The sequence below is a fragment of the Legionella pneumophila subsp. pascullei genome, assembly GCF_900637585.1.
Classification (GTDB): Bacteria; Pseudomonadota; Gammaproteobacteria; order Legionellales; family Legionellaceae; genus Legionella; species Legionella pascullei.
In genome coordinates, this window is the sequence record NZ_LR134380.1 from 2189849 (window position 1) to 2211026 (window position 21178).

Sequence of the window (21178 nt, forward strand, 5' to 3'; positions counted from 1 at the left end):
TAGGACGAGATTACTGGCATAAAACATAGTCTACATTATTCCTGCAACTAGCTTTTAATTAAGTATAAGTCATTTTCCCTAATTATTTTTATTTGCCAGATGTTGCCTAAGCTATATGAAACTCAATAGTTTCTCTTTGTCTATTTTTCCATTGTCTTTTATTGGGAATGCGCTTAACCATAAGTAATGTTCAGGTACCATATAGTCTGGAAGCCTGGTTTTTAAAAACGATTTAAGCTCAGCAATACTAAGCTCTGTTTGTTTGTTATTAGCAATTAAGAACACAACCATTCTATGATCAAGTAAGTCCACCTTCTCGCAGACAACGACCGCATCCTGGATATTGGGGTGCTCTAATAAATGATATTGTATTTCTCCCAATTCAATACGTATACCATGTATTTTTACCTGATCGTCCTTGCGACCTAAAAATAATAATTCATTCTCCTTATTCCAACAGACTATGTCGCCAGTTCGATACATTTTTTCACCTGGTAAGTAAGGATTGTCTATAAACGATGCCTGAGTAAGCATTTGATTATTTAAATAACCCTGAGCTAATCCAACTCCGGAAATATATAGCTCTCCAGGTTCGAAACCGGTTGAATTTAACTCCTCATCTAATACAAAAAATTGAGTATTCTCGATAGGCTTTCCAATTGGAACGGTGCGATAACGCTTGTGTTTTTCACAAATAAAACAGGAAACATCTATTGTGGCCTCTGTGGGTCCGTATAAATTAACTAATAATGCTTCCTGATCTTGAAATAACTTATTGAATAGATTCACACTTTTGGCATCCAATGCCTCGCCACTTGAAAATACGTACTTTAAAGAACTTAAACGATTTATCGAAAAATCTTGTCTAATATAACTTAAAAATATTCGTAATACGGAGGGTACGAAATGAATAACGTTTATTTGATATTGCTCGATCATTTGAATAAATAGCTTGATGTCATGTTCTTTTCTAGGCGGTAAAAGTACTACTCCAGCGCCAGCAATAGACCACCAGCAGGTCTCCCAAACAGAGATGTCAAAGCAAATGTGTGTTTTATGAAACACCACGTCATGATTTTGCAAGGGAAATGTGTTTTGCATCCATAAAATACGATTAACCAGAGCCTGATGTGAAATCATGACTCCTTTGGGTTTGCCAGTCGTGCCTGAAGTATACATCACATAAGCTAAATCCTGTTTTCCTCGGAGCAGGTTTAAATTATGGCAATCCTCATGGCTCACATTTGCATGAATGCTTAATACTTGCAACCCGGGGGGTACTGGGAATAATGAACTATCACTAACAATTAGAAATTTGATTTGGCTGTCTTCAAGGATGGTTTGATTTCTCATGACAGGAGCCATGGGATCTATCGGTAAATAAGCTCCTCCTGCCTTTAATACTGCAAAGATTGCCACGAGCATTTCAAAAGAACGCGTGAGCTGAATGCCGACAATTCCATTTAATGGCAACCCCTTTTTCTGCAGATATCGTGCATATTGATTGGCTTGTTTATTAAAAACATCATACGAAATTCGACGATCTTCCAGATAAACAGCGGTATTTTCCGGATATTGCTTTACTTTCTCTTCGAATAAAGAACAAATTGTTGTGCATTGATCAGAAGACTTCATGTTTAAAAATACCTGCTCTTATCTATTAATTGATGCAAAGTTTAGAAATGAGAATTTCATGCATTTGTGAGGTTCCTTCAATAATTTCCATTACCTTGGCATCTCTATAATATCGTTCAACAGGATAAGTTTCTTCAAAACCCGCTGCGCCAAACAGTTGCAATGCATGATTAGATACAAAAACAACCATTTTTGAAGCCACGTATTTTGCTATCAATGTTTCAGCAATGTATGCTGGATTTTTTTGCTGTCTCAGCTCTCCGGCATAAAAACACAATTCCCGGGCAGCTTTCACCTGCACCACCATTTCAGTTAACATTTTTTGAATGAGTTGATGCTCGTCTAATCTACGATCGAATTGCTTTCTTACCTGTGTATAGCTACGAGCCGCATCCAGGCAGGCTTGCCCTAAACCAACACATCCATACGCTGTTGTATAACGTCCTTCATCTAAAGCAGTTTGGATAACATAGGTAAAACCGATGCCAATACTACCCAGCAGATTTATTTTAGGAATTCGGCAATTATCAAAAAAAATCTCTGCCAACATATTAGAGCGTAATCCTAAAAAATTAGACATGGGTGAAACGATTAAGCCTGGCGTGTCTTTTTCAACTAAAACCACAGTCGGTTGGCCCTGGCAATTTGCTAAAACCAAAAACAAATCAGCTATTTGCCCTAATGTAATGTATTTTTTTCTGCCTTTTAGAATAAACTCATCACCTGCATCCAACAACTGAGTTTCAACATGCTCCAAATCACTACCTATATCAGATTCAGTTAAAGCCAATGCAGCTAAGGTTTCTCCTGAGGCAATCCGGGGTAACCAGATTTGCTTCTGCGCTCTCGAACCAAATTGTAAAAGTGACTTACTGACCATGCCCAATACTGTTAAAATATTTGCCAAGGAACAAAGCTCTTTAGCAAAGGATTCATGCATGATACCAATGGTCAATTCATCCCATTCCTGCCCACCAAAGCGTTTAGGAATACAAGCGCCCAAAAAACCATTTTGGGCTAATGTATAAAAAAAATCACGCGGAATGTTTTGTTCTTTATCAAAAATTTTCGCATGAGGGTGAAGCCAATTTTCTATGAATCGATTAAAGAACTGTTGTTGTTTCACTTGTCGAGGCTGATAATTGGGCAAAGTTCCTCTCCTTAGCGCCTGTTTACAATTCTACTCATATTGATAGAATCCCTTTTTAGTCTTTTGTCCAAGAAGCCCTGCATCTACCATGTTTCTTAATAACCAGCATGGTCGATACTTTGGATCCTTGAGTTCTGAATAGATTGTTTCTAAAGAATAAAGAACCGTATCCAACCCAATTAAATCAGCAGTATGCAGCGGCCCCATTTTATGCCCAAAGCATTGTTTAAATAGAACATCGATGTCTTCGATTGATGCAATGTTTTCCTGGACCATAAAAATGGCTTCGTTAATAAAAATCATCATGGCACGATTACTGACAAAACCAACGGAGTCCTTAACGACGATCATTTTTTTATGGACTTGTTCAAGTAACGCTCTGATTTTTTCTATTGTCAATTCGTCAGTATGATATCCTTTAATCACCTCAACCATAGGCATCATCGGCGCTGGATTCATAAAATGAACCCCTATAACGCGTTGAGGATGCTCAACAAGTGATGCTATTTTAGTAATGGGTATAGAAGATGTATTTACCCCCAAAATACAGGCGGAACTGCATTGTTCATTTAATACCTGATACAATGCTTTTTTCTTTTCCCAATTCTCAGTGATACTTTCTATAATATATTCAGATTGCTTGAGTTCATCTAATTGTGTTGTAAAAGAAATTGATGCCAATATTGTTTCAATAGACTGGATCGATGCTAAATTTTGAGTTAATGCCAGATAGTGCAAATTTTTAGCTATAGTGGCTTTTGCTTTATCCAATTGAGAGTGGAGATTATCAATTAAAGTGACATGAAATCCGCATTGCGCAAAAAGCTGTGCGATACCTGTACCCATTGTTCCCGCACCAAAAAGAGTAAGTTTTGTTTGTTTCATGTCGTCTGTCCACCAAACCCTATCACAGTTATTCGTATTGAACTAGAGGTAAAAGCTCAACTCTGAGCGTTTGTGCCAAATCCAACATAGGGAGCCTGACCTATTACCATTATAGTTTACTGGAAATAAAGAGAGCGATGGCATCAATACTAGTTAACTGGTTCGGATCAAATTCACCGACCTCAAGATCAATTTTATATTTCTTCTCTATAAAAACTAATAATTGAATGAAAAATAAAGAGTGCATTGCACCGGTGTCAAAAATATTATCCGAATAACCAATATCCTTAATTCTAAACGAGTTGAGTAAAAATAGTTTTACTTCATTTTTAATGCGTTCAACTTCCATCAAATCTTCCTGTTTTATTAAGAATAGTCTTATTCAGATGTAAGTATCTATCGTCAAGCTGTAGCGAGCATTTATCCAATTACTCCGATTCATTACAACAAAACACATCACGAAACCAAGGCTTTGCGTGTATGGAATTATTGCCGCTATAAAAACATAAGCGATTTAATCCCTAATGGAATTATTCATAATAATATTTTTTCTAGGAAAGTCAAAATGCTTAAAATCAGCTGCCATAACTCCATAAATCTGTCACATCATTTTGCAGGTTCGAGTTAGTGCTTGATTACTATTTACAGAATAACGACCCGACATCATTTGTTGTATAATTTACCTGCTATACTAGCTGATACAGTGTGACAATGATAAGGACATCCATGAAGCAAACGGCCATTGTACTTCAGGGAGGCGGAGCACTGGGAGCTTATGAGTTAGGCGTATTAAAATACCTCTATGCCTCAGCCAATTTTTCGCCAAACATTATTTCAGGCGTTTCTATTGGGGCTATCAATGCAGCAGCACTGATTGGAGCGAAAGACGATCCTATCCAGACTCTGGAAGCAATCTGGGAAGAACTGACGGTTTTTTCTGCCCAGCTATTCCCTGACGATACAGAATCTTATCTGTCACTCTTTGGCAATGCGGCTTTTTATCATTTGCGAACTGATTACTGGTCGATGCCTTATTGGACCAGTCTTTATACCACAACGCCTCTACAGCAATTATTGTTAAAATACATTGATTTTGAAAAGCTTAATAATAGCCCAATCCATTTAATTCTCACAGCAACAAATATTGCAACAGGTAAAAACAGCGTTTTTGAGAATCAGGGTAATAACCGTACAGAAATTACTCCTTTGCATGTATTAGCCAGCGGCAGTTTGCCTCCTGGCTTTCCCATGACAATCATTGGGAATACTCATTATTGGGACGGTGGTTTATTTTCAAATACCCCGCTATCCCCGGTTATGGAAAAACTTAATCCCGATCCAAACGTTGAAAAGCAAATTATTGTGATTAATCTTTTCCCCAGTCATGGAAAAATACCGACGAATATGCCTGAAGTTTTTGATAGAGTATTTGAAATCATTTTTTCCAATAAAATACGTTTCAATACCGAATTAACCGAAAAAATTAATGAGTATGTTGAAACAATACAGGAAATTGAAAAGATAGTTCCCGAAAATAGCTTTATAAGACGGCTTCCAGGTTATAAACGCTTGCTTAATTACAAATATATTCAAGATATAATTTATATAGAAAGCTCAGACGATGAAAATACAACCGCTTCTTTTGATTTTTCCCGCAAATCGATACAAAGGCGTATCGACACAGGATATAAAGATGCTCAAAAAATTTTCCGTTGAATCATTTAAATTGAATTCTTCCCTACTCCATTATACGGTTGCCATGAAATTCCATGCGACAAGACCAGGGGCAGCAATTTTTCTCACGATTTTGTCCGTCTGAAATAAGTCATACAAGCACAGGCAGAGATAATAAACCCCACCAAACTGATTAATTTATGTGTTAATTGGCACCTTAATAAACACTTAATTTTTCTTATGTATAATTTGTCCCAAACAAATGATTAGAGTTCTAATTCAAGTATATACAAACGCTGAGGTGTCAAATGGCTAAATCCAAGCAAGTAATCGAGCTTCCAAAAGTGAAACAGATTAAGCAACATGCAGATTACAAAAAAAATATAGAAATCGCAAAGAGCTTATGGGATAAGGCTCAACCTATACAAGATAACCATGCAGCGAAAAGCTATCTGTCGTTAACCAGAGGTTTACCCGAAACAACGATAAGCCAATGTGAAATGCGCGCCCTGCCGCCCGAAGGCTCTAAACCCAATCGATTGATCACTCCTGTTATTGATGCGCGTAGAAAAATAATCGGGGTGCAAACAGTCGATCTTAATCCAGATGGCACTAAAGCAAAACCTAAAAATGATGGTAAAACAGTAATCGAAGACAGGCGATACATTGATTCCTTCGGTAAAGCTGCTCTGGTAAAAAAAGGAAGTGATCCGACTCGCCTTTTTATTGCTGAAGGTGTAGAAACAGCGGCTTCCATTGCAGGAATCCTTAAGGGTGATTATACGGTGATGGCCTCGCTTGGCATTACCGAGATGGTTCATGCCATTCCTGTAATCCGGGCTCAAGTAGCACCGGGGGCTCAAATTGTTTTGCTTGCAGACAATGATAGCGATAAGAAAGCGGTTGATAATTTGAATGATGCTGTTGCTTGCTTTCGCAAAGCAGGCCTTGATGTGGTTGTTGTAAAACCCAAAACCCTGGATCATGATTGGAATGATGTCCTGCAAGCTAAAGGCAATCAACGGCTTAAAGAAGAGTTCTGTTCCTTGGCTTCCGAATCTTTACTTGATCAATTTGATTATGAGGAAGAAGAACGAGAAATATTGATTACAGCTCAAAAAACTGTGGCAACTCTCGTTCAATTGCTAACGCCGATCGAGATTCAAACTCATAAAAGTCAATTTCTACAAATCGCTTTCACTACAATTAAAGAGTTTCAAATTCAACTCGAAAAATTAAAAGCAACTGCGGATAAGCTTCAGTTCAATAAAGGAATTAGCAAACTTATCAAGGAATTAGAACTGGTGCATGAAGCGCTTACCAAGCTCAAAGTTACTGATGAAATATTACCACCCCTGCCAATTACTATTACTGAAATATACAATCCGTCTATAAAAACGCACCAACAGAATAAAAGACACTTTGAGGCAGCCTACCATGAATTAAAAAACAGGATAAGAACTAATAAACCGATCACCGAATTGGAGAATCATGGGGACAACAATGTTTATGAAGTCGTCTATAACAAATTGGTTAAAGGTTTAAAAGGATATGCATCAAATCACTCTGCCTTGAGTACCATACCAGCAACACCTAACGCAGGAGAGCGAGAAAAAATTGCTGCAGCGCCTGAAAACCATCTCGATTATGCTGAACAAATGGGTTTATTAGTCCAGCTTGAATCAATGTACAAACGAGAAGTTGAACTTGAAAATAAGGCTATAAAAGCACTGACTGAGGAAGATAACAAAAGCTATGAAAAACAGGCCAAAGCGCAATTAGATACCATTAAAAGTGTTTTAGAATCACTTGAGTCGAAAATAATCAGCCATTCTGAACAATGGGAGCAGATTAGAAATCCGGCTATTAAGAAAGCGAAAGAATGCTATTTAGGTGACATGGAAAAAGGTAACTGGGTGACTCAATGGGTAACACAGTCCTGGATTAATGAACTATCCTCTTTTCATTCCGCCAGTGAATTTACTTATGAGTTAAATACTTTACCCCCAACAAAAAAAGTATGCTTTATTGAAGGTGAAGAACAAAGTGTCGACACCACCCTGGAAAATTTAAGAAATCAAATTATTGAACGCAGTGGTTTGCTAAACATGATTGATGCGGAAGACAACTCTCCAGAACAGCAATTATTGAAAAAATCAATTGAGTATTATGCCCACGCGCTGGCCATTTCAATGCAGCGCTCCTTTTTAGTTAAGATTCCTGGAACTAATAATTATCAGGAATTCGACGGCATCAATGACCAAGGAAAGATAATAGAACGCAAAGAAAATAATGGAACAGGCGAGGATTATTTACAAAGCAATTTTACGCAAAGAAAAATTAACGAGAAAATGAAATTTTTCAGGGCAGTAAAAACACATCACCTCCATTTGATGTCCGAATTACCTGAAAATCCAGAACAATACAAAAACAGCTATATATTTCTCAAAGAGAGCGGTGTTAAGGAGCTGTATTATATTAAGCCTGATGGAAAATATGAAAAGGTAAAAATTAATGATTTCAATTTAATTGAAGAAAAAATAAAGGCTATTAACAATAAGGATACGAATAAATTAATACTCCTCAGTAAGGAGGAAATTAAAGAAATTATAACATTAAACGGAGGTCACTCCCCAGTCGAAGATTACCATAAAAAATTCACTGTTAGAGATGTGGCCTTAAAACTAATGGGAGGCAAACCCGCCTATCCATTTGCAAGAAAATGGTTTAGCCCTAAATTTGATGCTGATTTGAGGCATCAAATGAATATTGCTGCCAAATCCTTGCTCGTTGATGCAATTAATAATCCTAAAATTCACTTTGTATTTAACCGTTCACATGGAACCATTGAAGATTCTCTACGAAGAAATTTCTACAATGCAAACTTAATTCAAGAAATCAGTTTAAACGAGTCAACACAAGACGCGGGCAATGAATACGCGCTTGTAAGAAAACAATTTGAAGCCCACACTTTTTTCCATAATCAATGCAAAAAACAACTTACAGAACATGGTGTTACTATTCCGGAGTTTCCGATAAAGACATTACGTTAAAGCCGGAAAGCATATACATGAATCTGAGTCCATACCAGTTCAAGCACGTAACGACGTCCTTGAACTGGAACCTTATGAGTAGATACAGGAATGCTTAATTGAATTACCCCTGTTGGCGGCTATCACGAAATTACGCCAAATTATAAACTTAACTTGATACCTTGCTCAGGTTTAATTAATTCTACCCCAATGTCATTTTCCTGAGACAATTCGTTTATTAGCTGTTTTTCTGTATCTTCATTAGAATTTGAAAAGTCAGCTAGCATGGGTTTAATGTGCGTAACAACAACGGGTAATCCGCGTAGTGAGTTTCTCAAATCTAAAGGATCAACAATCGACGCCAGTTGTCGCAACTCAGACATAAATAGGTTTGGTTTTAAATGACCAAATAATTTGTCATCTGGTTGTGAGTTTAAAAAGGAACACTCCAGCATAATGGCATGAAGTTGCTTATTTCTTATGAGTGGCGCAATTTCTTTCCAAATATTCTCCAGGTTTGTTGATTTTTCAATGCTATCAGCGCCAGTATCACCAAAATAGAGGACATATTCAGTCTCATAACGGATTAAAAATGCGCTTGATGCCATTTCACCATGACTCAAAGGGAACGCTTTAACGTGCAGATCAGTATCAGGAATAGCAACCCACTGGAGTAATGGCATAGTTTGATAATGTTGAAAATTCAAATGAGGCATTTCTCCACTATCTCCAAAATTTCCCCAGACAGACCAATTAAAAATATTTTTCTGCAATGCCTGCATTGTCTCTTCACGCGCCATAATCGTTTGCTTTTCTCGCAATTCCGGTTGCGCCATCACAAGCCCCATAAGATGATCAAGATGTGCGTGAGAAATAAGGTAAGCTGGAATATATTTTTGCAGCAAATCGTCAACCTTTTTATTAGGCAGGGATTGTCTATCCACTGCGACTTCAAGCCCATGCACCAAAGTGCCCCCATCAAGGGCTGTATAATTTTTGCTCTCTATGGCCTTTATTAAATAAGCTGATAAATTTCCATCTTTCAAACCACCATAGACTCCAAGAGGAATAATTTCAAAAACAGGCGCACAAAATCCTGCATTAGATAATAAAAAAATAAACATGGTAATCAATAATCGTCGCATGTGGATTTCCTTTAAAATGATTCGGGTAAGTTTGTAAAATAATATAGTATTCGGTCTTGCTTCAATCACCGTATTTATACGGTAGAAGATTAGCATCATAATGATTAAAGTGACTTAATAATAGCCACTTGATTTAGTCTTGCAGGGATGTAATTGTGATAATCATTTAATATCGCTTTTACCAGTATTTCAGCCTTATTCCTGCAATCCATTTTATTCTTAATATTTTCTATGTACGACTCTATAGTCCGTTTTGATAGAGAAAGCAAAGCACCTATTTCTTTTGCAGATTTCCCCCTTATTAATAAAAACACACATTCATGCTCACGATCTGTTAATCCATAGATATTTTTATTGTCATTCAGTGTGTAATAATGGGGACTTAAATGCAATTTATCATCAAACTGCCTTAAAACTCTAAATATTTCATTCTTGGGATAAGGATGGCAATAATAAATCAATCCCGTCACCTTATTGTCCTCGTGTGTTAAAGGACATTTTTCCAGCAAGAAAACTTGACTAGTCTTTGAATCGAAATGTACTGTTGCTACCTTTTCGCCGTTTAATACGCACAAATCTTGCTGCTGGAATATTTTGTTCTCTTCAATAGCCCAAGGCGACAGCTCTTCATCTGTTTTACCAGCAAGCTCTTCTACATCACGAAACCCTTTCAATTCCAATAATGCTTTGTTTGCACCTAAATAATTGCGGTTTAAATCCTTCCAACCAATATAGCCTGGAAGATAATCCAGTAAGGATATTTCAGGAGCCAACATTAGTCCTATCCTCCAATGAATGCTAATCTTGCACGCGGATTATTAAGGGGTTGATGTCGCCATTTTAAATGCTAGCCTGTCAAAATCAACTGCCTGTATAAGAAAATGGAGTCTAATCAATGGTTGGCTTTAAAGACAAGCACTATCAGGCAATGAGCAAGACCCTATTATGTCGCAAATTCGACATAAGCGTTAATTAACTCTCCAGATTAATTGGTTAAAATAAGAATTATTAGAAAAAATATTAACCATAGGATCTTGAAATGTTTTTTAAACGTGAAAAAAATACATCTATATCTTTCATAGCAATTTTAGAAAAATACAACAATAACCCTGTCAACGAGAATATTGCTTCTTCATATGATGAAGAACTTCATACACCAGCTGTTTTAAAAAAATACTTAAATCGGGATATCAAATTTCTTGTGGCAATTTTAGAAGCAAATAAAGGTCACTTATCAAAAGACGGTGAATTGTATAAAAACATCACTGATGCCCTGCGATTCGCTGAATATGACCTGGAAAGAGCTCAAAATAATTTGAATAACATTCAATCAAAACGAAAAAAGTCTAAAAACAAGAACGATATAAATCTTGAATCAGAATGGAATGCAGCAAATGATGCATTAAAGAAATGTCAGACTCATTTTGACAGAATGAAATCATTCAAAAATTGGCTTGACGAAACAGAGGAAGAGTCTTTAGATAAAGACACATGTAAGCACTTAAAGTCTAATATAAAAATTCTCCAAAACCTGGCTGATGAGATCGATAATTTGACAAAAAAAGCAAATTTGATATATCAAAAATATAATGATTTTTGGGGAAAAAACCAAGAACACATACAAGAAAAATTAGATTCCAAAGGTCAGAAAATTGATAAAAAAGAAATCGAAAAATTTGAAAAAATAACATCAAGCCTGATCAAATTATATCATAGCTTACCTGCACAGCATCAGTTTTTGGATGAATTTTTACTGAACGACTGTTTAATCATGGGAAAAATGAAAAGGCTGACTTAATTGCAGTAGTTTAGACTTAATCTGACAGTTACTTGTTTTCAAGAAGTGTCTGTCAGATGAAATTTCAATTACTACATTTTATGAGACTGGAAATTGGATTTTTCCCCGTCTAAGAGCGTGTAAATTTCTCTGGCACTCCCTATTTCTCCTTTTATCCCAAGAGGTAATTTTTGTTTTTGTAAATCTAACAATACTTCATCAGCACTTGTGTCATTAGATAATTGATTCACTATTTTCAAAGCCTTTTCCAGTTCATTAATTTCTGCTTTAATTTTCTTGATTTCAAAATGCTTATCAATACCTTTAAAAAGAGTAAAAGAACTTTTTTTAATCACGTCGTTTTCAATGTATTTTTTCTGATCCAGTCTGTCTTTTATGCCTTTACCTAGAATATTCCCAGCAATTTCTTTAAAAGGCCTCTCTCTGATATTGCCTAATAAAAATTTTATGCGTTCTGTCTGAGACATCTCTAAAAACTCAGACCATTGTTTTTCCGAGTTCTCGAGAATATTTTCTAAATGCTTCTTCTCACTCTCGGTTAAAAAAGCTAAAAGATTTTTCTCCACATTCTGTCTCTTATAATCGATGGTTGTATTTTTTGATGATTTGGATTGTTTACCTGATGTATGCCCATGCAAATCCCTATACTGCTCTGCATTCAAACCTTTCTTACTGACTAATCGTTGCGCCTCTTTTGGTGATGAAATCATAAGACTGTCCAGAATAGAATCGATTTGAGTCATGCGATACAGATCAGGAGATTGCCTGAATAGTGTATCAGGATTAATCAGCTTCACCCCATTAACCAGTTTGTAGTTGACAAGATTCTCATGAAATAAAAATTTCTTTTTTGACAACAGCAAAATATGTTCAATGGTCATTCGTGAACAATTTTCCCGGTCAGTTTGAATCAAACGAAAATGTTTTGAATCCTTCGCTTTTGGAGCTCTATCAGGCTCTAACCGGTAAGCATCGCAATCAGGAAATCGGCTCATGATTTCATCAAGCGCGGCATCTCCTGCACTATCATTAGCTGCATCTAAACAAAAAACATGAAGTTTTCCATCAACGATAAAAAAATCAAATGCTGTCCAGTGATGGTTATCCGCGGTAAAAAGAGCGATTTGAAATCGGGTCGTTCCGCCAAAATCTTTAATGTTATTTTTTAACTTATCCAGGAATTTCCGGTATTCATCTTCCTCAAAGGCATTTTGTGGTCTACTCAGCACAAAACAGTTAAATGCCTCACCACGTTTATTCCGATTTTCTTTTTTTCTTGCCATTGCTAACTTAACGACGGAAGGCCCCCAGCGTGGGTTATTCAATAAGTGCTCAATCCACTTTTGATTAAGCTGCTCTTTTTCTGCTTTTAACCCATTTTTGACTTTGGATTCGTCTTCCATAGTCATTTATCTTCAATCTGATTCTATATTAGTTAGTATAGAACTAATAAAGCACAATACGACATTTTTGTGATCAGAAACAACTCCAGTAAACGGAGTTTTTTGTCTAAAAAAACAAATATAGAACAATTAGATTATAATATAGTCATTACTGATCGCTATTAAAACGAAATACTGATTTATTTTTTATTTAAGCAGTGTTCAGCGGTTAATTAGACAAAGGAGCAGATTTGCATCCAGAAATTGTAAAGGTACAGAGAGAAATAATTGAGGCTTTCAATGCCAAGCCCAAAAATGGGATAAATAAAAGAAATATGTGAACAATATAAAATTTCTCCCAACGAAGAGATTGCCGAGTTCTTTCATCAACAAAGAAAAAATTTGGATTTAGAGGCTGTTGGCGATTATTTGAGTGGTCATGAGGCAGAAAATCAACAGGTATTAAAATCTTTTACCAGTCAAATGGACTTCAATGGACAGAGTTTTGTCGAAGGCTTAAGAACCTTTTTAAAAGCATTTAAATTACCCGGAGAAGCTCAAAAAATTGACCGCTTAGTTCAAAGCTTTAATGAAGCCTATTCCAAGCAAAATCCTGATGTAGTTTCTAATGCGGATGCTGCCTATGTTTTAGCATTTCAAACCATAATGCTTAATACTGATTTGCATAAGCCAAGTTTACCCGAGAAAAATAAAATGACTCTGGATGGACTTAAAAGAAATCTCAGAGGGACTAATAATGGTGGAGATTTTGATGTCCAATTTTTAGAAGAAATATATAGTGAAATTAAAGCAAAGCCATTTGAGTTGAATTTCGTTAAAACCAGCCCGGGATATGAACTTGTTTCAACCACTCTCAATAAAGACTCCACTTTTAAAAAGTTGGACTTCTTGTTGCAATCAACAGATGTAAACATCAATAACATTTTCCCAGGAATAGGTGATCATGTTCAAGCAACTGTAGATCGGCCAAAATCGTGGTTAAGTTATTTCACTGGATATAAGGGAACAATAACGTTAACGGATAACCAAACATCTGCACAAGCTACTATCCAGGTTTATACTCCAAATATATTCTCAAAATGGCTATTTGGAGAACAACCGAGAGTAATAATACAACCTGGACAAACCAATCAGTCAATCGATTTGGCAGCAAAAGCAGCAGCTGGTTTTTCATCGCCAGTAAAAAATTTTAAAGCGACGTATGATTATGAGGTGGGTGATTTAATAAAAGCATATGATAACCAGAAAAAGCTCATTACAATTCAGAGAAACCTGGCACTTAAGGAGAGCGTTCCCAAAGATCCAGACGCTGAAATGCAAAAAGAAAAAGGTAGACAATTAAAATTCTAATCAAATTAGACTAAGAATAAATCATTCGGTCTCATAGTGTTCGGACTTCTACAAATCCGGGTGAAATGACCTCGATAGTTTGAAGAATGAGCTTATTTATTATAAGGCAAATTGATTTATTATTGTACGTATATACTCGAAGGTTATGTATTTGCAGATTTCCTACGATTCAATTTAAATAGAATAATCAGGAGCACCACCCCGTTTATAAACCAACACCGTACGCTCAAAAGACATAAACACTTCTTTATGCTGATTCATACCTCTTGTTTCTACAGTGATAATACCTTGAGTAGGTCTTGATTTTGATTCACGTTTGGCTTTAATTTCAGTTTCAGCATAAATGGTATCACCCTCAAAAACTGGCTTTAATAATTTAACCTTATCCCATTCAAGATTCGCTACAACTTTTTTAGAAATAGTATTAACCGTCATGCCTGTGATAATAGCCAAGGTAAAAGTACTGTCCACTATAGTTTTTTTCCATTCTGTTTGCTCTGCATAATGAGAATCAAAATGCAACTGAGCGGTATTCATAGTCAACAAAGTAAACCAGATATTGTCATTTTGCGTAATTGTTCGACCTGGTCGGTGCTCTATGATTTGACCAATAATGAAATCCTCAAAGTAAAAACCAAAATCCTCTCTTATACGATTATTTCCAACTGATACATAACTTTGATTATTCATGACTTTTCCCTTTTATATTCTCTGCCAATTTAAGTACCTGCTGCGCATGCTTGTAAACAGGAGTATCAATCATTTCTCCATTATATTGGCAGGCTTTTCCTTTCGCTTGTTCGAAGCAAGTTACAATATTTTTTGCTCTATCGATCTGCTCAGCAGTAGGAGAAAAACTTTGTTTTATAGGCGCTATTTGTTTAGGATGAATAGCCATTTTTCCCTTAAACCCAAGTTCTTTTACTTTGATAGTTTCATCAATAAGCCCTTCCTCATCAGAAAAATCAAAAAATGGCGAATCGATAGCTGCTATTTTAGTCAAGCTGGCTGCTTGTATAATCTGTGCGCGAGCAAATAACAGAGAATCCCAACTCAAATGACACGCAAGATCGGCTGCAAAATCAGCAGCACCAAAGAAAATGCCGGAAACAGGGGAATTGGTAACAATTGACCGCAGTTGACTCATCCCTTTTCCTGTTTCAATTAAGGCAAATAATTTAATTTTTTTAGCTTCAAGACGAAGAATGTCGTAAATAAGCTTTAATTCATCTGGACTTTCAGCCTTAGGATATAAAATGGCATCAAAAGGAACATTAGATTGCTTCAAGGCCAGTAAGTCAGAAAGCCCATAGTCACTTGTGATATGATTAATACGAATAATAATGGGCAAATTAGCAAAATTTTTACTTGCTAAAAAATGCAAAACATTACACCTTGCCTGCTCTTTCTCCTCTGGAGGAACCGCATCTTCAAGTTCTAAAATAAGACTGTCAGCTCCAGTCGCTAAAGCCTTATCAAAAAGCTCAGGCTTATTGGCAGGAGTAAATAAAATGGCTGGAGAGGTTGATAAGTCCATTGTAATTATCCTTAAATAAAACCCTGTTGTTTGGCTTGATGTATTAATTCATCATGAAACGCAGGATGGGCAATTTTAATCAACTGATGTGTTCTTTCAGTCGTAGAACGTCCTTTTAATTGGGCTATCCCATATTCAGTAACTACATAATCAATATCTAAACGTGTGTCAGTAACAACAGTAGCTAATCTAGGTACAATTCTTGACACTGTACCATTTTTTGCTGTCGAACTACTTGCAATAATGGTTTTTCCACCGGGTGAATAATGCACACCACGAATAAAATCAAGCTGCCCTCCTACGCCTGAGAACTGATGGCCGATAAATTCAGCATTCACTTGCCCACTAAAATCAATTTCAATAAAGGCATTAATCGAAGTCATCATGTGATTTTTGCCAATAATTGTGGGTTCATTAACATAGGAAACAGGCAGACACACCATGGATAGATTATTATTAATGAAATCATAAAGCTGCCTGTCACCAATAGCAAATGTAAACACATTCACATACGGGTTCAATGTTTTGTGGGTATTCGTAACGACGCCTTGCTTAATTAAATCAATCATACCTGCTGTCATAACCTCAGTATGAATACCGAGATTTTTATGGCTGATTAATTGCTCGCATACAGCATTTGGCACCCCGCCTATTCCCATTTGAATGGTCACACCATCAGGTATTAAAGATGCAATATATTGACCAATTTGCTTATCTAATTCACTTACTGGCTTTGAAGGCTCTTCAATTAAAGAAGTTGTATTTTCAACAATGACATCTACTTCACTGACATGTACTAAAGTAGAACCAGCCGTTCTGGGCATGTTCTCGTTAACCTCAACAATTAGTCGATCAGCATAACGTGCCAGTTCAATTGCATAATCACCATTCGTACCAAAATTTAAAAAACCATATTGATCCATGGGCGCAACAGTAACAATAAATGCGTCCAGTCTAGTAATTGATTTAATAGTTTCAGGATACCGACTAAAGCTAATTGGTACAAAATTTATATATTTTTTACCTTCTTCATAACCGCGCTGGGCCAGTAAAACCTCTCCTTTAGACATCATGGATGAATAAGGCTTGATAATATGAAGTACATCTTCTTGAAAAATAGTCTGCAAAGCAACATCACCGCACCGAAGATAATAAACTTTTACTTCTTTTAAATCGCCTGCTTTTGCTCGTTGAGCTAAGGCTTGACATAAAGCTGGGGGAGTTGCCACTCTCATCCCCATTGAAATTACCGCCGTTTGGGGAATCAGGCCAACTGCATCTTCCGCAGTACATGCCTTATGCTGATATAATTTATCAAAATTCACGTTATTATCCTTAATTAACTTTAATGTCCCTATAAAATAGAAGTGTAGACTTTTTATTTTATTTAACTAATTGAGCTCTCAAAAAAATCTGTCTTTCATGCCTAAGTTAATAAAATTAAAATGTCTGATGGGATTCCATGTTGTCTTACTATAATTTTTGAATGTAACCTAAACTTTAAGTAACCAGAGCATTGGGGAGCTTCATGACAGACATTGCGGTTATTATCAATAATCAAGCTAAAAATGCACACCGAATGGAAGATTATTTATCCGAACTCAGAGCGCATGGCATTGATTATCAATTATACGAAGCAGACCCCCAACAATTGGAAAATAATATTCAGCATTGTTGCTCAAAATACCCTTTACTATTAATCGGGGGTGGAGACGGCACTGTTCGGAGTGCTGCGCAATGGTGTACCAATACTTCTGTTGTTCTTGGAGTGCTTCCTTTGGGAACTATGAATCATTTTTCCAAAGAGCTGAATTTACCGTCAACAACTGAGGAATTAATAACAGCAATCCAGGAAAAAATAACGACCACGATTGACGTAGCAGAAGTCAATGGCCATATCTTTATTAATAATTCTTCAGTCGGCTTTTATTCCAAATTAGCAAAAAATCGTGATTATTATACAAATTTTTATAATAAATGGCTTACTTATATTCCCAGTTTTATCAAAGCCTTGTTATACCACAGCTCTTATGCTTTATTAATAAAAAATAAGGAACTTGATATATCAATACGTACTTCTTTTTTTATGGTGAGCAACAATTGCTATACCTATGAATTTCCTCTCAAATTCATTCGAGAAAGTTTTCAAAAAGAGAAGTTGGGTATTTATTATTACAAACGTAGAAAATTGCATTTATTCAAATTTTTCATTGATTTCTTAACGAATAAGGATCGTTTTGAAATAATGCAGACACGATTACCTCTGAAGGTCGATGTTCTTCATAAAAATAAAATTACCATATCTTTAGATGGAGACACACTGGCTATAACCCCACCTCTTTATTATAAAATTTTACCTAAATCACTGAAACTACTGACTAAAAAAATATGAAAATTATCCATATTTCTGATTTGCATTTTGGGATACATCAACCTAAGGTTTTAAATAAATTTGTTCAGGAAATTGCCCTCAATAAACCAGATCTTATTCTTATTTCAGGAGACTTGACTCAACGAGGACTCTCGTATCAATACCGGGAGTTTTGCTCATTTTTAAATCAACTACCAGTTAAAGCACTTACTGTTCCGGGCAACCATGATATTCCGCTTTATAACTTTGTGGCGCGGTTTATGTCCCCTTTTCGCCATTACAAACGCTACATTAATCCAGATATAACCATTACCTTTGAAAACGATTTTGTACGAATTTTGGGAGTTAATAGTGTCAATCCCTTGCAATTAAAGGATGGAAAACTATCTCATGAAACATTGAATAGGATTAAAAGATATTTTAAACCGGATGATGAAAAATTAAATTTGCTCTTTTTTCACCATAATTTTGATTATATGGAAGGATTACACAAGCCATTAGCGAATGCTCAAACACTTTTAAGCTTTTTAAAGCAAAGTACCATTCATTTGGTGTGTACAGGTCATCTACACTATGCTCATTTAAGTTTAATAGCGAAAAATAATGGCTACCCCTGCTTGGCGCTGCATGCGGGCTCATTACTGTGCTCACGAAGCAAAGATAATTTAAACAGCTATTATGTGATTGAAGCGAATCAGAAAAAGTGCCAAATTACCTGGCGTGTATTTGATCAAGAACACTTTACTGATCGCTCCATCTATTTTATTGATTTTAATAAAAAAAATACGTCATTTGAGCACCTAAATCCAGTCACAGATGATGCTTGATGCACAAGACTAAATTGTATTTCGCTTGTCAGAACACTAGTATGCCATTTGTCTTATAGCTTCATACCAAAAGATTCTGATTCCGATGTTGAGCCCTCTAGGAATTGATTTAATACTCCAGCAAGCATGCCCAAAGGACCCTCCAATTGATTCAAGCCATTCAATAAATCTTGAAGCTGACTAAAAGAATCTTGAAATTCATTGGCTTCTTTTAGCATAGATTGAGGCGTATTTTGGCTTAAATCTGTGAGCAATTCGATAAGCTCAGCATGTCGCGCATTGAGTTTTTTCAGGTTTTTATTCTTTCTGCTCGCTCCCTGCGATATTTGCATGATTGTTGTCTGAACGTCTATTAATTCACTGCAATAGCTAAACATTAATCTTTCCTTGCTTAAGTTTTCCAGTATGGATTCCTTAAGCTCGCTAAAGCTAATGTCGATATTAAAGTCAATTTCTAATAATTCTTTCTTCAATTCCTGATTGGCTGAATTAATTAAGGATTGAAAAGCAAAGTTCTTTCCGGTTTTATGATAAAATGCCTTCACCTTACGAATCAACTCTTTATATTCTTTATCAGTGATTGCTTTTTCTCTTGATATTTCCTCATCATTCTCAATTGCTTCAGCCACAGCGTCAGGCAATAATTTTTTGCTAATATCGCTTATTTCATCAGCCAATGCCTGGTTTTGAGGACTCAGCAGTGAGGATGAGTTTTTTACATTAGTCTTTAAGTGCTCGTATCGCACAATAGACTCTTCCAGGGCAATTTTCTGGTCACCTTCGATATCACCAGATAATAAACATGATTTTAGTGCATTAATTAAATGAGCATAGAATTGCTTGTTACTGAGAGTTAAGCTTTTGTTTTGTTCTAAAGCGGCATACAAAGGATGCTTAGGGATTTCAGACAAAAGAAGATGAGCCAGAGGTAATTTATGTAAGCCAATAGGCTGCATCAGACTAGCGCCGTTTTTTATTAATACACTAAAGCAGTCCACCAGTGACTCACTGTGTTCTGAGAAGCAATATTCAACGGCATTAGAATACGTTTGCGCTTTCGCTTTAATTGGATAACTATTGATAGGCAAACCTACTTTAGTCACTAAAAAGTTTAAAAGATCAGCTTTTCTCTGAGTAAGAGCAAGAACCAACATATCGTTATTAAGCAAATGATAATAGGGAGACAGGGTTTGAGCGTATTCAAACTCTTCAGCAAACAAGGCTCTTTCCAGGAGCGACTTGGCTTCTTTATTTGCACGGCCTTCGATGTCATTTAAGACTTGTATTTGCTCTTTTGTCAGTAACTCTTCCGTTTCTAAATTAATATCTTTGATTTTCCAATGCAGATCAATTAAAAGGACTGCTTTAATTTTTTTATCTTTTGTCTTTAATACTTGAGCATACAATTCTTTTATTCTGTTAATGTCACGCTCCATTTTCATAACCACATGGCGCTGAGCTTTGGATGACTTGGAAAATAAGGTACATTGAGCAAGCCTGGTATTGTCTTGGCTAGTTTTTGTAGGCTCAGCTCTTTGCTTTGAGGGTAAGGCAACGACTTCTGCTTCGCTGTCTTTTTTATGATCTCCATCACTCTTGTTGACTGGCTCAAGAGTTGGTTCTGGCATAGAGGATAGATGCTTGCGTGTTTTCATCAAATAGAGAGCTTCTCTCGACCAATGGTTATTTTCAGAAATTTGGCTCAATGACTTAACCGTTTGAATTAATTCATCAAGCTTTTCTAAATAAACTGGTCTGTTTTTATCCAAATCCCTGCTAAGTAAAATCGTTTCCTCGTTTAATCTGTGGTAATCACTAAGCAATTTAGCCTCTACTTCCTTTTGTTTTTTTCGCAGCAATTGCAAACAAGGAAGACCTAGCTGCCATACAGAATGAATGAAATAATCCAGATTTTCTGGTGGAGAAACTTTTACATAGCGCTCACCATCCTCCAATAACTCCCAAGTGGCTGGACATGCCAGAGCGTCGAAACGATTCAAATACAAATGCATTCGATACGTTTGACCATTCCGGTCATGAAATATCGCAGTAAAGTGCGAAAGTCCCAAATTTGGATTATTGGGATCTGTTTTCTCATAAAGACTAATATGTGCATCATGAAGCCTGAAACCTTCTGCAGCAATATTAGTCAAGGGTAATTCTAAACGATAATACTTCTTATCCATTAAGGTGATATCATGGACAGGAGCAATCTCATCTAATAATTTGAAATTTGGAGATTCATCTAAAATCTGCCTCAATACAAAATAAAACAAATTGGGTTTCATAATCTCAAACAGCACATTAAAATAATCCAAGGATACATAAAGAAATATAATTGATCAACATGTTTTTTTTAAATCCATTTGCT

Annotated in this window: 16 protein-coding genes and 1 pseudogene; 6 read left to right on the forward strand and 11 right to left on the reverse strand. The window is 36.1% G+C overall.

Annotation, left to right across the window (positions count from 1 at the left end; genetic code table 11):
* Positions 1-111: 111 nt before the first annotated feature.
* The 4 genes from EL201_RS09955 to EL201_RS09970 form a co-directional block, all read right to left on the reverse strand.
* On the reverse strand, positions 112-1635 hold the full coding sequence (locus EL201_RS09955) for an amino acid adenylation domain-containing protein (RefSeq protein ID WP_027222115.1): 1524 nt from the start codon (positions 1633-1635) through the stop codon (positions 112-114).
* Positions 1636-1660: 25 nt separating this feature from the next.
* Entirely contained in the window at positions 1661-2785 is a 1125-nt protein-coding gene (locus EL201_RS09960) for an acyl-CoA dehydrogenase family protein (RefSeq protein WP_027222116.1), read from the reverse strand.
* A 30-nt stretch (positions 2786-2815) separates the two neighbouring features.
* The gene (locus EL201_RS09965; RefSeq protein ID WP_027222117.1) at positions 2816-3670 is read right to left on the reverse strand and encodes a 3-hydroxyacyl-CoA dehydrogenase family protein; all 855 of its coding nucleotides are present in this window, start codon (positions 3668-3670) and stop codon (positions 2816-2818) included.
* 109 nt (positions 3671-3779) lie between these two features.
* Positions 3780-4019 (reverse strand): phosphopantetheine-binding protein, encoded by a 240-nt coding sequence (locus EL201_RS09970; RefSeq protein ID WP_027222118.1) that lies wholly within the window; start codon positions 4017-4019, stop codon positions 3780-3782.
* 377 nt (positions 4020-4396) lie between these two features.
* On the opposite strand from EL201_RS09970, the gene EL201_RS09975 reads away from it, so the two are divergent.
* Both EL201_RS09975 and EL201_RS09980 read left to right on the forward strand, forming a co-directional pair.
* Entirely contained in the window at positions 4397-5386 is a 990-nt protein-coding gene (locus EL201_RS09975; RefSeq protein WP_027222119.1) for a patatin-like phospholipase family protein, read from the forward strand.
* Positions 5387-5652: 266 nt separating this feature from the next.
* Positions 5653-8397, forward strand: coding sequence for a toprim domain-containing protein (locus EL201_RS09980; RefSeq protein ID WP_027222120.1), 2745 nt, complete (start codon positions 5653-5655; stop codon positions 8395-8397).
* Between the two features lie 140 nt (positions 8398-8537).
* Here EL201_RS09980 and EL201_RS09985 read toward each other — a convergent pair whose 3' ends face one another.
* A complete protein-coding gene (locus EL201_RS09985; protein WP_027222121.1) occupies positions 8538-9521 on the reverse strand; it encodes an MBL fold metallo-hydrolase in 984 nt (327 codons plus the stop codon).
* 104 nt (positions 9522-9625) lie between these two features.
* The gene (locus tag EL201_RS09990) at positions 9626-10297 is read right to left on the reverse strand and encodes a PAS and helix-turn-helix domain-containing protein (RefSeq protein ID WP_027222122.1); all 672 of its coding nucleotides are present in this window, start codon (positions 10295-10297) and stop codon (positions 9626-9628) included.
* A 263-nt stretch (positions 10298-10560) separates the two neighbouring features.
* Between EL201_RS09990 and EL201_RS09995 the strand changes: the two genes are divergently transcribed.
* Positions 10561-11319 carry a hypothetical protein gene (locus EL201_RS09995; protein ID WP_027222123.1) on the forward strand — a complete coding sequence of 253 codons (759 nt, stop codon included), beginning with the start codon at positions 10561-10563 and terminating at the stop codon, positions 11317-11319.
* 71 nt (positions 11320-11390) lie between these two features.
* Here EL201_RS09995 and EL201_RS10000 read toward each other — a convergent pair whose 3' ends face one another.
* Positions 11391-12728, reverse strand: coding sequence for a YopJ family acetyltransferase (locus tag EL201_RS10000; protein WP_080273021.1), 1338 nt, complete (start codon positions 12726-12728; stop codon positions 11391-11393).
* 224 nt (positions 12729-12952) lie between these two features.
* Between EL201_RS10000 and ralF the strand changes: the two are divergent.
* Positions 12953-14072 (forward strand): annotated as a pseudogene (gene ralF, locus EL201_RS10005) (T4SS guanine nucleotide exchange effector RalF).
* A gap of 174 nt (positions 14073-14246) precedes the next feature.
* On the opposite strand, the gene EL201_RS10010 reads toward ralF, so the two are convergent.
* The 3 genes from EL201_RS10010 to EL201_RS10020 are packed head-to-tail and all read right to left on the reverse strand — an operon-like array spanning position 14247 to position 16934.
* Positions 14247-14762: a MaoC/PaaZ C-terminal domain-containing protein gene (locus EL201_RS10010; RefSeq protein ID WP_027222125.1), complete on the reverse strand. Its 516-nt coding sequence runs from the start codon at positions 14760-14762 to the stop codon at positions 14247-14249.
* Positions 14755-15609 (reverse strand): HpcH/HpaI aldolase/citrate lyase family protein, encoded by an 855-nt coding sequence (locus EL201_RS10015; protein ID WP_027222126.1) that lies wholly within the window; start codon positions 15607-15609, stop codon positions 14755-14757. The genes EL201_RS10010 and EL201_RS10015 overlap by 8 nt, the downstream gene beginning before the upstream one ends.
* Before the next feature lie 11 nt (positions 15610-15620).
* Positions 15621-16934 (reverse strand): acetyl-CoA hydrolase/transferase family protein, encoded by a 1314-nt coding sequence (locus tag EL201_RS10020; RefSeq protein WP_027222127.1) that lies wholly within the window; start codon positions 16932-16934, stop codon positions 15621-15623.
* 203 nt (positions 16935-17137) lie between these two features.
* Between EL201_RS10020 and EL201_RS10025 the strand changes: the two genes are divergently transcribed.
* Both EL201_RS10025 and EL201_RS10030 read left to right on the forward strand, forming a co-directional pair.
* A complete protein-coding gene (locus EL201_RS10025; RefSeq protein WP_027222128.1) occupies positions 17138-18001 on the forward strand; it encodes a diacylglycerol/lipid kinase family protein in 864 nt (287 codons plus the stop codon).
* Positions 17998-18807, forward strand: a complete 810-nt coding sequence (locus EL201_RS10030) for a metallophosphoesterase family protein (protein ID WP_027222129.1) — start codon at positions 17998-18000, stop codon at positions 18805-18807. Before EL201_RS10025 ends, EL201_RS10030 begins: the two co-directional genes overlap by 4 nt.
* A gap of 53 nt (positions 18808-18860) precedes the next feature.
* Here the strand turns inward: EL201_RS10030 and EL201_RS10035 are convergent, their stop codons facing one another.
* On the reverse strand, positions 18861-21143 hold the full coding sequence (locus EL201_RS10035) for a hypothetical protein (RefSeq protein WP_106197074.1): 2283 nt from the start codon (positions 21141-21143) through the stop codon (positions 18861-18863).
* Between the last annotated feature and the right edge of the window lie 35 nt (positions 21144-21178).

Excerpts from the sequence above, each read along its gene's own strand:
- EL201_RS09985 (WP_027222121.1), bottom strand. The coding sequence starts at position 9,521 with ATGCGACGATTATTGATTACCATGTTTATTTTTTTATTATCTAATGCA.
- EL201_RS10000 (WP_080273021.1), bottom strand. The coding sequence starts at position 12,728 with ATGACTATGGAAGACGAATCCAAAGTCAAAAATGGGTTAAAAGCAGAA.
- EL201_RS09970 (WP_027222118.1), bottom strand. The coding sequence starts at position 4,019 with ATGGAAGTTGAACGCATTAAAAATGAAGTAAAACTATTTTTACTCAAC.
- EL201_RS09980 (WP_027222120.1), top strand. The coding sequence starts at position 5,653 with ATGGCTAAATCCAAGCAAGTAATCGAGCTTCCAAAAGTGAAACAGATT.
- EL201_RS09990 (WP_027222122.1), bottom strand. The coding sequence starts at position 10,297 with ATGTTGGCTCCTGAAATATCCTTACTGGATTATCTTCCAGGCTATATT.
- EL201_RS09965 (WP_027222117.1), bottom strand. The coding sequence starts at position 3,670 with ATGAAACAAACAAAACTTACTCTTTTTGGTGCGGGAACAATGGGTACA.
- EL201_RS10030 (WP_027222129.1), top strand. The coding sequence starts at position 17,998 with ATGAAAATTATCCATATTTCTGATTTGCATTTTGGGATACATCAACCT.
- EL201_RS09995 (WP_027222123.1), top strand. The coding sequence starts at position 10,561 with ATGTTTTTTAAACGTGAAAAAAATACATCTATATCTTTCATAGCAATT.
- EL201_RS09955 (WP_027222115.1), bottom strand. The coding sequence starts at position 1,635 with ATGAAGTCTTCTGATCAATGCACAACAATTTGTTCTTTATTCGAAGAG.
- EL201_RS10010 (WP_027222125.1), bottom strand. The coding sequence starts at position 14,762 with ATGAATAATCAAAGTTATGTATCAGTTGGAAATAATCGTATAAGAGAG.
- EL201_RS10015 (WP_027222126.1), bottom strand. The coding sequence starts at position 15,609 with ATGGACTTATCAACCTCTCCAGCCATTTTATTTACTCCTGCCAATAAG.
- EL201_RS10025 (WP_027222128.1), top strand. The coding sequence starts at position 17,138 with ATGACAGACATTGCGGTTATTATCAATAATCAAGCTAAAAATGCACAC.
- EL201_RS09975 (WP_027222119.1), top strand. The coding sequence starts at position 4,397 with ATGAAGCAAACGGCCATTGTACTTCAGGGAGGCGGAGCACTGGGAGCT.